Below are 12,642 nucleotides of genomic sequence, written 5' to 3'. Positions count from 1 at the left end.
TAGTTTTTTTATGATTAAGCGGCAAGAAAAATTTTCCGCACCTGAAATTAGCTTTTCTTGTTATCCCTTTGGTGTTGGGCATTACACCGAGGGGGTTGCCTTACAACTTACTCTGGGTAATTATAGACTATTACTTGATTGTGGTGTTGAAGATATTAGCTTATTAGTTAATCAAGGTCAACCTCCTTTTGATTGGGTTTTTTGTACTCATGCCCATCAGGATCATGCTCGTGGGTTACTTGCTCTACATCAGTGTTACCCAGATTTGCCCATTTATACCAGCGATGTCACAGGGAAGTTATTACCCCTTAATTGGTTGGATAAAAAGGATTCTGCCTCCATTTCTTTTCCTCAAGTGTTACCTTGGCGATCGCCTTTTCATTTACAATCAGATTTAACGGTAGAATTGTATCCTGCTGGCCATTTACCAGGTGCATCGGCTTTCTTATTTCAATATCATCATCGAGATAGGGTTTATAAAATTTTCTATACAGGAGATTTTTGTCTTTCTAATCTACAGTTAGTAGAGGGTTTATCTCTGGATAGCTTACGGGGTTTAAATCCTGATATATTAATTATTGAAGGAAGTTATGGCACAGCCAGACATCCCCATCGCCGTCACCAAGAAAAACAGTTGATGGCAAGAATAAAAACTGCGATCGAATCTCAGGTTAATGTTATTATGCCTGTACCTACCTTTGGTTTAGGACAAGAATTACTGAAATTATTGCGATCGCATCATGAATTTACAGGGAGAAACCTTGATATATGGGTAGATGGAGACTTAGCTTCAGCTTGTGACTTGTATTTAGATTTAATTGGCTATTTTCCCGAAAATGTCCAGAATTTTGCTAAACATCAACCTCTTTTTTGGGATGATAAAATAAAACCTCGCATGAGACGGGTAACGAAAAATACTGCCCGTCACCAATTAATTATTGAACCAAGTATCGTTTTAACAGACAAAATAAGTCATTTACAGGAATATTGTCAAGATAATGGACAAAAATGGCTGATATTAATCCCAGAACAATCAAAAATAAAGCAAACTGATGAATTTAAGTCATTAACTCAAAAATATGACCCAGAAAGAATAATTATCGAAGACTATCTTTTAGCAGAACATAGCGACGGCAGAAATACAACCCAACTCATTCATAACTTACGCCCTCAACATATTATATTTGTTCACGGTTTACCCAATTACCTAGCGGATTTAACCAGTTTAGAAGAATTACAAAATCGCTATCAACTCCATTCTCCTGCTGTTGGGGTAAAAGTCGATTTACCCATTGGCGCCCAATTCATGCAACCAAAAATCACCACTCAAAATAACTATGAAGGAGAATTGAACGAAACGGGGGCTTATGTTACTATTACCTTACCAGAACAAATTAATAAAGACCCTCGATGGCAAAATTTCGCTGACACAGGCTTAATTGAAGCAAGATGGCAAGGAGAAGAATTAGTTTTAAGGGGATTATCTCAACGGGAATTACTACAGCAAAATAGTCTCTTGAGAAGACAACTAAATCCAGAATCCTGCGGTAACTGTCGTCATTTTGATAATCAACATTGTCATAATCAAGAATCTCCCCTTAATGGTTTTACTGTGCCTCACGATGGTTATTGTCCTCTATTTGAAGTTGATAATAATTGAGATTATGCTATAGTAATATCAATCTGAAGATTATTATATTATTCAAGGTCATAATTGCTCTGCAACAAGAAAACTGTTACCCTTTTCCTTTTGCTTACCCTCCCCTAGATAAAGTTATGCGGGGGCAGTGAGTGTATATTAGAATGATATTGTCAAAAAAAATTAATTATTTGCCATCATGACTACACCTATTATTGCAGAAAAAATAAGAGCGATCGCATCTAAAAAAGAAGTATTAGAACAACTTTTAGAAAAACCAGATTTAGGCAATCTTCGTCTTGATGTTAATCAGGCTTTAGAAGAATTAGAGGAGTTAATTGAAGAGTTAAATAAAACTTTTCCTTCTTAGCTTTATAAGCCCTAATTGTCAGCTATCAGCTATCGGTTTTACCGAAAAATCTCCAATGGTAAAACTAAATCCTCTCTTGTAATCAATTGATAATTGAAAATAGTAAATATATTCAAAATACTAGATACCGAATTGCTAGTTTTTATTTCTATACTCTACTATCATTGACTATAGCCATTTTAGTTATGGTGAGATACAAAACTTATCGGTATCGAGGGATAGGAAAATTTCAGCACTCTTGCAATGGTAAATGAAATGAAAAACTGTACCTATTAGTTTTAATAAACCCTAAATATCATAACCTTAATATAAGTGCTTTAGTTCATTTTTGTGGTAGGTTAATTAAAGAATTTTATGATATTACTTATTGAATAATAGCGATGAATAATTATTTACTATTAATTAGTTATAACTTATACCAAAAAATAAAAAAACTAGAAGAAAGTATCTATTTTGATAATATTATCAATGTTTTAGAAGAAATTATCATTAATCCTGCCATACAATTAGAAATAAATAAATATCAAGAAAATAATATTATTTATCGAATAAATTACTTTTTTAAATTAGAAATATTTTTAACTAAAATTATTGATGAGCAGAAAATATATCTTAAAATTATCAATATATTCGATCGCAGTAAATTAAAAAGAATTGTTACTTTTGCTAATGACTTAGAGAAAACCAGTATTATCGATATTAATATTAATAATAACCCTGTTAATAATAACTTAGATACTGGAACAATCAACCACTTCAAAACTAAAGAAAGTTTGAAAATTAATCAGAAAGATTTAACAATTAATCATAATGATTTTGTTAAATTAAGTAATTTATTAAGTAATCAAAATAAAAAGAAAAAGGATATATTTTTAAATCAAGAAGAATTTGTAAATATTAATCAAAAAAATCCTCTGATATTATCGGGAATAAAAAAAACAGGTAAAACAACTATCCTATTAATTAAAGCCATTTTAAATGCTAAAAATAGAGAAAATGATAGTCAAAAAACTATTTTGATTAGTGATAGTTTAATAAATAAATATCAAATCATTAACAACTATAAAAAATTAACAGGAGAAGCCTTAAAAAAAAATAATTACCTAGAGATATTATCTCTTACAGAATTACTGAAAAAACTATTAACAGAAACATATCAAGGAGACAATAACCAGTTTGTTAGAAGTAAACAAATTAATTTTCATCTCTTCAAAGAAAAATTTAGCACCCAGTATAATCTCGAAGAAATAGACTCAAAGCATTTATGGCAAGAAATATATTATCTCCTCAAGGGAAATGCCGCTTATCCCATCAATGAAAAAGGATTAATTACCTTAGAAGACTACCAACAACAAATTCAAAACTATAGTTTTCTCCCTCTCAATGTCAATCACAAAAAAATATATAAACTAGCAGAAAAATATCAACAATGGTTAAAAGAAAATAACTATTGGGATGACAACGACTTAAGTAGATATTTATTAACTCATCTACACGAAGATAATATCGGGAAATATTATATCTATGGCGATAATATTCATCACTGGAGTGAAATTAGTCTTAAATTAATTTGCCAATTAACCACCGCAGAAAAAAACTTTTGCTTTAACTATGACTCTCGGAAAATAATTTATTCTTCTGCAACCCTACAAGAAAAAATAAGGGAATATACCAACACAACATCAGAGACAATTCTTAATTTCAGTAAATTAAAAGCCAGTTTTACTCCTTCCAAAGAAATAGTTAAATTAACCAAAGCCTTAATTAATAACAAACTATGGTTAAAAGAAACACCAGACATTAATCATCCCCTTACAAATAATTCTGACTGCTGTTTACTAATTTCTAATGAAGAAAAAATCTTTGCTAAAGGGAAAACATTTGGTTTTGATAAGTGTATTGTTGTTACTCATCAACTAGAAAAAGAAAAACTATCACAAAAACTTAACTTATCCTCAGCAAATAGCTTAAGTCGTATTCTCACTCTCCATGAATTAGAAGGATTAACTTTTGATACTATTTTGTTATGGAATTTTTTTAGTTACTTTCAACATCTACAAAATAACCAAGAAGGAGAAAAACTTTTATCCGAATATCTTTATTTGTGTTTGAGTAGTGTTAACCACAAAATTATTTTTGCTGAAACTGAATTTAACCCAGAAAGTCAATATCCTGCTTTAATAAATTATTTACACACTATCAACCCAGAGGATATAAACGATTTTTGGCAACCCTCTCTTTTTCTCACCGTTGAAACCATTGCTAAGTTTTATCATCATCAAGGTGCGTTTCTTCAAGCAAAAGAATGTTATCAGATTATGAGGGATAAACAACAACTAAATGTTGAAAGTAGGCAAGAAACAAATCCCCTTTTATCTCTCCCCAATAGCCAAGAGTTGAGTAATGAAAATCTAACTTATAACTCCCTAGAGTACAACTATTTATTGATGGAGGCTTATCAAGCAGAAGTTGAAAATCAGTGGGAAAAAGCGGGGGATATATGGCAAAGATTAGGGAAAGAGGAAAAAGCGGTTAACTGTTGGCAAGAAGTGGCAGAAAAATTATGGTTGACTAAATGGCATCATCTCAGTGAATTTCAATGGCAGGAAAAAGGTAAATATTTTGAAGATAATCAAGAATTTCATCAAGCTAGTATCTGTTATCAAAAAGGTGAAGCAAGGGAAGATTATTTGCGATGTTTACAGTTAAATTATGAGTGGGAAAAAGCAGGTGATGAATATCGTATTCAAGGCAATTATTCTCAAGCAAAAGAGTGTTATCTTCAGGCTGAAAAAAATTATCGTCTTCATCAACAACTATCTCTTATCGCTTCTATGTGGGAAAAACTAGAAGATTGGGAGAAGGTGGCTTTAATTAGAGAGGAAGAAAAGCAATGGCTGATGGCAGGGGAAATATGGCAACAAGTAGGTAATTGGGAAAAAGCGGCCGTTTGTTATGAAAAAGTCTTTCAATGGCAAAAGGCACAACAATGTTGGCAAAACATAAAGCATTGGGAAAAAGTAGCGATTTGTTGTGAAAGACAAAATAGATGGCAAGAGGCGGGGAAAATATGGCAACATCTACAACAGTGGCAAAAAGCGGCACAAGCCTATCTAAAAATTTCTCAACTGGAGAAGGCGGCGCGGTGTTATCAATGGGGAATGGAATGGAAAAAGGCGGAGGTTTGTTGGCGTAAGTTAAAGAATCTTCCTCAAGTAGCTTATTGTTGTCAGGCACAAAATAAATGGCAAGATGCCGCAATTATCTGGGAAAGTTTAGAGTCTTGGCAAAAAGCAGGAGAGGCATGGTTACAAATAAAACAATTTGAAAAAGCGGCTATTTGTTACGAAAAGGCAAAAAATTGGGAAGATGCGATCGCATCTTGGTTAAAATTATCACAGTGGGAAAAAGTAGCTATTTGTTGTGAGAGAAAAGAAAATTGGGAAAATGCTGTTAAAGCATGGCTAAAAATTGAAGAAAAAGCCAAAGCCGCCCAATGCTTAGAAAAATTAAACCAATGGCAACAAGCAGAAAAATTATGGCGACAACTAAACGAATGGGAAAAAGTAGCTTTCTGTTGCTATCAACAACAAGACTATGAATCCGCAGGAAAACTATGGCAAAAATTGAATCAATTTGCTTTAGCAGGAAAAGCATGGGAAAAACAAAAAGAATATTCCCTAGCCATGGAATGTTATGAAAAAGCAGGAGACTTGAATAAAGCTGAAGCCTGTTGTCGTCAACTTCAAGACTGGAAAAATGTGGCTATTCTGTGTCAAAAACAAGGAAAATGGCAAGAATCTGCTGATATTTGGCTAGAGTTAAAAGAATATTACCAAGCAGGAGAAGACTATCAACTAGCAAGAAATTGGGAAAAAGCAGAAGAATGTTGGCGACAAATTCAACAATGGGTAAATGTGGCTTTAATGTGTGAAAAACAACAAGCATGGCAAAAAGCCGCCCAAGCATGGCAAAAAGTCTCACCTATCGAAAAAGCCGCCTATTGTTATGAAAATATATCCATGTGGGAAAAAGCAAAAGAATGTTGGCGAGAATTAGAAAACTGGCAACAAGTAGCTTTAATGTGTGAAAAACAAGAAAAATGGCAAGAATCAGCTAAAGAATGGGAAAAGTTATCCCAATGGCAAAAAGCAGGAGAAACATGGTTAAAAATACCAGACTTAGAGAAAGGGGGAATTTGCTACGAAAAAGGAAAATTATGGAAACTGGCAGAAAACTGTTGGCGACAATTAAAAGATTGGCAAAAATTAGCCCAAAACTATCAACAACAAGGAAAATGGCAAGAGGCTGCATTACTCTGGGAAAAAGAAAACATCTGGGAAACTGCAGGAGAGGCATGGTTACAAATCAAAGCCTATGAAAAAGCTGGTAGCTGTTACGAAAAAGCTGAAAATTGGCAAACAGCAGAATCCTGTTGGTTACAACTAGAAGATTGGCAAAAAGTTGCCTTAGTTAGAGAAAAACAAGAAACATGGGAAATCGCAGGAGAGGCATGGTTACAAATCAAAGCCTATGAAAAAGCCGGTAGCTGTTATGAAAAAGCTGAAAATTGGCAAACAGCCGAATCATGTTGGTTAAAATTAGAAGATTGGCAAAAAGTTGCTTTAGTCAGGGAAAAGCAAGAAACATGGGAAACCGCAGGAGAGGCATGGTTACAAATCAAAGCCTATGAAAAAGCTGGTAGCTGTTATGAAAAAGCTGAAAATTGGCAAATAGCCGAATTCTGTTGGTTAAAATTTGGTGACTGGGAAAAAGTTGCAGTAATGCGTGAAAAACAAGGGGCATGGGAAGAAGCCGCAGAGGCTTGGTTATCCACAGAAGCGAAAGTAAAGGCAGGAATTTGCTACGAAAATGCTGAAAACTGGGAAAAAGCAGAATCCTGTTGGTTAATGCTGGAAGATTGGCAAAAAGTTGCTTTAGCGAGAGAAAAACGGGAAAACTGGCAAGGTGCGGCACAAATGTGGGAATTGATTGAAAAATGGGAGAAAGCGGCTAAAGCATGGCTAACCATTGATGAAGAAGAAAAAGCCGTTATTTGTTATGAAAAAGCCGAAAACTGGCAAAAAGCAGAAGATTTATGGCGTAAACTAGACAATTGGGAAAATGTCGCTTTTATGTGTGAAAAACAAAATCAATGGGATAGGGCGGCAGAAGCCTTTTGCATAGCACAAAAATGGGAAAATGGTGCAAAAATTTACGAAAATTTACAATCTTTTGCCTTAGCAGAATCTTGTTGGCAAAAAGTAGGTAATCAGGAAAAAGTTGCTTTGATGAGAGAGAAACAGGAAAAATGGCAAGAAGCAGGGGAGTTATGGGAATTGATTGAAAAATGGGAGAAAGCGGCTTACTGTTATCAAAAAGCACAACTGTGGCAAAAAACCGCCGACTGTTGGCATCAGTTAAGAAGATATGATTTAGAAGCCTCTGCCTACGAGACACTCCAAGAATGGCACAAAGCAGGAGACTTATGGTTAAAAAGTGATATAGAAGATAAAGAAGCAAAAGCTGGGGTTTGTTATGAGCAAGGGTTAGACTGGGAAAAAGCAGAACAATGTTGGCGTATAGTGCACAATTGGGAAAAAGTGGCACTAATATGTGAACAACAAGGGGAAGATAAATGGGATTTAGCCATTGAGGCGTGGTTAAAAGCAGGAAACCGTCTGAAGGCGGCAAATCTTTTGAGAAAAATGGGCAGGTGGAAAGAAGCGGCTTTAACTCTCACTTTCAAGGGTTGATTCAATTAGTGCAAGGGGCAAAGTTAAAAGGGCAAAGGTAAATAGGGAATAGGGAATAGGAAATAGGCAATGGTTTAATAATTAAGAATTAATAACTCCGTTCACGACCGAAGGGAGTGCATGAGTACAGCGAACTCTCCGAACTCCGAACTCCGAACTCCGAACTCCGAACTCCGAACTCGTTTCTCCCCAATAACCCAACTTAGATTAACTGCTCAGACACTTCAAGGTCAAACAAAGTCTGTAAGGTATGTAATGCTTTTCTTCTGGCTTCGATGTCTTTTTGGGTGCGCAATTGCACCATTGGATCATGTAATATTTTATTAACAATACCTCTGGTTAAGGCTTCAATTACCTCTTGATGTTTTTCTGCAAACTCAGAACCTAATCTCGATAAGGCTTTCTCTAATTCCTGCTCTCGGATTTGCTCTATTTTACTTCTTAAACAGCTAATGGTTGGTACGGTTTCTAAGGATTGCCACCACAATTCAAAGGCTTCTATTTCTTCTTCTAATAAGTTTTCGGCTTCCCTTGCCATTTCTCGGCGACTGGCGTGATTTTGTGCTACTACAGCTTTTAAATCATCTACATTGTAGGATTTAATAAATTCTAATTCTGTTACATCACTAGCTACATTTCTCGGTACTGATATATCAACTAACATCAGTGAATGATTAATGGATAGAGAGGAAAGATTATTTTTGTCGAGAATTGGTTGAGTTGCGCCTGTACTGGTAAACACTATATCAGACTGAGCAATCATGGTCATCATATCTTCAAGCAGATGTAGCTTTAAGTTAGCTTGGGGAAATTGTTTTGCTAATTCTTGAGAACGATTATGGGAGCGATTAACGATTATAATATCCTCAACTCCTTTTGCTAAGAGATGTTGAACCAATAAACGGGACATTTTTCCCGCACCGATAATGGTAACTTTCTGGGAGGATAAATCTTCTATTTTTGTATCGACTAATTCCACTGCCGCCGAGCTAATAGATACTGCACCAGTACCGATATTGGTTTCTGTACGAACTCTTTTCCCTGCACTAATTGCTTGTTTAAAGAGGCGATCGAGCAATCTACTCATACCATTATATTTCATTCCCAGTTTATGGGTTGTTTTTACTTGTGCAAGAATTTGCCCTTCCCCTAAAACTAAACTTTCTAATCCGGCGGCAACACGCATTAAGTGACGAATAGCATCTTGGTGAAGAAGAATGAATAAGTGACGACGTAACTCCAATAGGGCTAAATTACCTATTTCTGCCAAAAATTGGGTTATTTCTTTCACCCCTTGCTCTGTTTCTTTGACTACAGCATAAATTTCTAAGCGGTTACAAGTGCTAATAATGGCAACTTCTTCTATGTGGGGGTAAGTGAGTAAATGACGAATGGAGTCTTCTATTTTCGCTTCAGGAATACTCAATTTTTCTCTTACTTCCACTGCGGCAGTTTTGTGAGAAAGTCCTACTACTACAATATTCATTTTCTATTTTTATGCTCTTTAAATAATCGGGTTACTATAAATGCTTTTTAACAATTTTAAATTATTGTTTATGGTAGAGGTTATTTCCTAACGTCTTTAAATAATCTTTACATATATTTACAAGGTTTCAGAAATCTTATTAATTTTCAATTTATTGTTTATTTTATATTTCTCTCTAGTTTCCCTTAAACTCTTAGTTATCAAAACTTTATTCTGTTTCAATAGGGTCTTAGATTATGTCTTATGATTGGTTAGGTTTGTTAATGTTTGTTGGGGCATTAGTATTCCTTTCTTTGGGCTATCCTGTGGCGTTTTCACTAGGAGGAGTTGCCCTTGTTTTTGCCTTGATTGGTAGTTTATTGGGTGTTTTTGACCCCATTTTTTTGACGGCAATGCCTTCTCGTATTTTTGGCATTATGTCTAATTATACTTTGTTGGCAATTCCTTATTTTATTTTTCTCGGCTCAATGTTAGAAACTACAGGGATAGCTGAGAAATTATTAGAAACGATGGGAATTTTATTCGGCAGGATGAGGGGGGGATTAGCTTTAGCGGTGGTGGTGGTGGGTGCTTTATTGGCGGCTACTACAGGGGTGGTTGCGGCTACGGTGGTGGCTATGGGCTTGATTTCCTTACCCATCATGTTACGTTATGGATATAACAAACAATTGGCAACTGGAGTGATTGCGGCTAGTGGCACTTTGGGGCAGATTATTCCTCCTAGTGTAGTCCTTGTGGTGTTGGCGGATCAACTGGGTTTACCCGTGGGGGATTTATTTATTGGTTCTTTAATTCCGGGGTTATTGATGGCGGGAGTTTTTGCGGCTCATGTGCTGATTGTAGCATGGTTAAGACCTGATTGCGCTCCTGCTTTGCCTTTAGAGGTGAGAAAAATAAGTGGGAAACAGTTGTGGGTTAGGGTTACTCAGGCGATGTTTCCTCCTCTAATTTTAATTTTTTTAGTTTTAGGTAGTATTTTTTGGGGTATTGCCACTCCCACAGAAGCAGGTGCGATCGGATCTTTTGGTGCTATGATTTTAGCAATGTTAAATGGGCGTTTAACTTGGCAAATGGTGGTTAAGGCTTGTAAGTCAACTATGTTGATTACCACAATGGTTATGTTTATTTTGCTCGGTTCTACTGCTTTTAGTTTAGTATTTAGAGGTATCGGAGGCGATCGCTTCATCGAAGAGTTATTAGTTAACTTACCCGGTGGAGTATGGGGATTTCTAGCAGTTAATATGTTGTTGATTTTTATTCTCGGCTTCTTTATTGACTTTTTTGAAATCGCATTCATTGTTATCCCATTATTTGCCCCTGCCGCTCAAATTTTAGGAATTGATTTATTATGGTATGGAGTTATTTTAGGTGCTAATTTACAAACCTCCTTTCTTACTCCCCCTTTCGGTTTTGCCCTCTTTTATTTGAGAGGAGTAGCCCCCCCTGAAGTTTCCACAGAAGATATATACAAAGGTGCAATACCTTTTATTTTATTGCAATTATTTGTTTTAATCCTAATAATCATTTTTCCTGCCCTTGTTAATTTCTTGCCTTCTTTATCCTCAGCAAATTAAAGTAAATTTAAGACAAAATATATAAAATATAAAATTTATTCATGGTCAATATTTCCTCTGATTTAAAAGATAGATTACACCCTTTAATTAATCAATTAGCAGAAACAATTATTACAACATGGCAAGAAAACCTTTCTCTGTCTCCCTACCAACTACCAGAAGGATTAGGATATGTTGAAGGAAAATTAGAAGGAGAAAGACTAACCATTGAAAATCGTTGCTATCAAACCACCCAATTTCGGAAAATGCACCTAGAATTAGCCAAGGTGGGAACTAATTTAGATATTCTTCATTGTGTTATGTTTCCCCACGTCAATTATCCCCTGCCTATGTTTGGTTGTGACATCGTAGCAGGAAAAGCGGGAATTAGTGCCGCCATTGTTGATTTATCTCCTACTAATGCCGAAAAAAATCTTGGTGAAGATTACAATAATGCCTTATCTGCCCTAGAAAATACTCCATTTAGTGATGTGAGAGATTTACCTGTTTGGGGTGATATTTTTTCCCCTTTTTGTTTATTTATTCGCCCTGCAAATGAAGAGGAGGAAATGCAATTTTTGAATCGTGTCCGAAATTTTTTAACTATTCATTGTCAAATTGCCGAAAAGTCTCAAGCTATTTCTGAAGAAGAAAAATTAATTTATTGGGAAGGACAAAAAAACTATTGCAGTCAACAACAGCAAAACGATAAAACTCGACGAGTCTTAGAAAAAGCCTTTGGAGAAGAATGGGCGGAGAATTATATGACTTCAGTTTTATTTGATTTGCCATCATTAACTTAGTTAATTAGAGAAATGAGGAATTTTATCGATGTTTAAAACTAAAAATATATAGCACTTTGTGTTATTGTAACTCGCACGGCTTATGGTATCGGTAAATAAGTAATAAGCAATGGAAAATAGCATAAAAAACAGTACTTATAGTTTTAATAAAACCTATCTATTATTTAATCAATTATTTATCAATAAAAAGTTAATCAAAATATTCAAATAAAGTAAATATATGAAAATAGCGACATGGAATGTTAATTCTATCAGAACTAGACAAGAACACGTAAAAAACTGGTTATTAGAAAATGATATTGATGTTATTTGTTTGCAAGAAACAAAAGTTATAGATCAAGATTTTCCTGTAGAAACTTTTAATGATATAGGTTATAAAACTTATATATATGGTCAAAAATCTTATAATGGAGTAGCTATTTTTAGTAAAAAATCTCCAGATAAAATTGACTATGGTTTCTCTGGAATATTAGAAGAAAATATAGATAATTTAGATGAACAAAAAAGAGTAATTAGTGGAGTTTTTAATAATATTAGAATCGTTAACCTATACGTGCCTAATGGTAATTCTGTTGGCTCTGAAAAATATGAGTATAAGCTAACTTGGCTGAAGAAATTATCAGAGTATTTGATGGAGCTAAAAAATAAACACAGCGAAGAAATTTTAGTCTGTGGAGACTTTAATATAGCTTTAGAAGATATAGATATTTATAATCCCAAGGGGAAAAAAGATCATATCATGGCTTCTATTCCCGAAAGAGATTCTTTAACCAACATTATGGATTTAGGCTTTAGAGATGCGTTTCGTAAGTTTACTCAAGAAGGAAATTATTACAGTTGGTGGGATTATCGTCATGGTGGCTTCAGTAAAAATAGAGGGTGGCGTATTGATCATATTTACTTAACCAGTAGTCTTTATGAAAAAGCTAGTAATTGTTATATAGATATTAATCCTAGGAAATTAGAAAAACCCAGTGACCACGCCCCTGTAGTATGTGAATTTCCCGACTAATTAATGGTGGGCAATGCCCACCT

Annotated in this window: 7 protein-coding genes; 6 read left to right on the top strand and 1 reads right to left on the bottom strand. The window is 34.7% G+C overall.

Annotated elements, in window-relative coordinates; translation table 11 throughout:
* Positions 1-10: 10 nt before the first annotated feature.
* The 3 genes from Dongsha4_RS05265 (at position 11) to Dongsha4_RS05255 (ending at position 7,765) form a co-directional block, all read left to right on the top strand.
* Positions 11-1,660, top strand: coding sequence for an MBL fold metallo-hydrolase (locus Dongsha4_RS05265; protein WP_330204675.1), 1,650 nt, complete (start codon positions 11-13; stop codon positions 1,658-1,660).
* 178 nt (positions 1,661-1,838) lie between these two features.
* Entirely contained in the window at positions 1,839-2,009 is a 171-nt protein-coding gene (locus Dongsha4_RS05260; protein ID WP_015218801.1) for a hypothetical protein, read from the top strand.
* Positions 2,010-2,389: 380 nt separating this feature from the next.
* Positions 2,390-7,765: a hypothetical protein gene (locus tag Dongsha4_RS05255; RefSeq protein WP_330204674.1), complete on the top strand. Its 5,376-nt coding sequence runs from the start codon at positions 2,390-2,392 to the stop codon at positions 7,763-7,765.
* A gap of 202 nt (positions 7,766-7,967) precedes the next feature.
* Here Dongsha4_RS05255 and Dongsha4_RS05250 read toward each other — a convergent pair whose 3' ends face one another.
* On the bottom strand, positions 7,968-9,251 hold the full coding sequence (locus tag Dongsha4_RS05250) for a glutamyl-tRNA reductase (protein WP_330204673.1): 1,284 nt from the start codon (positions 9,249-9,251) through the stop codon (positions 7,968-7,970).
* Between the two features lie 236 nt (positions 9,252-9,487).
* Between Dongsha4_RS05250 and Dongsha4_RS05245 the strand changes: the two genes are divergently transcribed.
* The 3 genes from Dongsha4_RS05245 to xth all read left to right on the top strand — a co-directional run bounded on the left by Dongsha4_RS05245 (position 9,488) and on the right by xth (position 12,619).
* Entirely contained in the window at positions 9,488-10,825 is a 1,338-nt protein-coding gene (locus Dongsha4_RS05245; protein WP_330204672.1) for a TRAP transporter large permease subunit, read from the top strand.
* A 41-nt stretch (positions 10,826-10,866) separates the two neighbouring features.
* Positions 10,867-11,607 (top strand): phycocyanobilin:ferredoxin oxidoreductase, encoded by a 741-nt coding sequence (locus Dongsha4_RS05240; protein ID WP_330204671.1) that lies wholly within the window; start codon positions 10,867-10,869, stop codon positions 11,605-11,607.
* Positions 11,608-11,827: 220 nt separating this feature from the next.
* The gene (gene xth, locus Dongsha4_RS05235; protein ID WP_330204670.1) at positions 11,828-12,619 is read left to right on the top strand and encodes an exodeoxyribonuclease III; all 792 of its coding nucleotides are present in this window, start codon (positions 11,828-11,830) and stop codon (positions 12,617-12,619) included.
* The last annotated feature ends 23 nt before the right edge of the window (positions 12,620-12,642 follow it).

It is taken from the genome of Cyanobacterium sp. Dongsha4 (assembly GCF_036345015.1).
In the GTDB taxonomy this organism is placed as follows: Bacteria; Cyanobacteriota; Cyanobacteriia; order Cyanobacteriales; family Cyanobacteriaceae; genus PCC-10605.
The sequence above is the reverse complement of the archived record's forward strand: the minus strand, read 5'-3'. Positions and strand labels throughout refer to the sequence as shown.

Coding starts and splice junctions, on each gene's coding strand:
- Dongsha4_RS05265 (WP_330204675.1), top strand. CDS start 11: ATGATTAAGCGGCAAGAAAAATTTTCCGCACCTGAAATTAGCTTTTCT.
- Dongsha4_RS05260 (WP_015218801.1), top strand. CDS start 1,839: ATGACTACACCTATTATTGCAGAAAAAATAAGAGCGATCGCATCTAAA.
- Dongsha4_RS05255 (WP_330204674.1), top strand. CDS start 2,390: ATGAATAATTATTTACTATTAATTAGTTATAACTTATACCAAAAAATA.
- Dongsha4_RS05250 (WP_330204673.1), bottom strand. CDS start 9,251: ATGAATATTGTAGTAGTAGGACTTTCTCACAAAACTGCCGCAGTGGAA.
- Dongsha4_RS05245 (WP_330204672.1), top strand. CDS start 9,488: ATGTCTTATGATTGGTTAGGTTTGTTAATGTTTGTTGGGGCATTAGTA.
- Dongsha4_RS05240 (WP_330204671.1), top strand. CDS start 10,867: ATGGTCAATATTTCCTCTGATTTAAAAGATAGATTACACCCTTTAATT.
- xth (WP_330204670.1), top strand. CDS start 11,828: ATGAAAATAGCGACATGGAATGTTAATTCTATCAGAACTAGACAAGAA.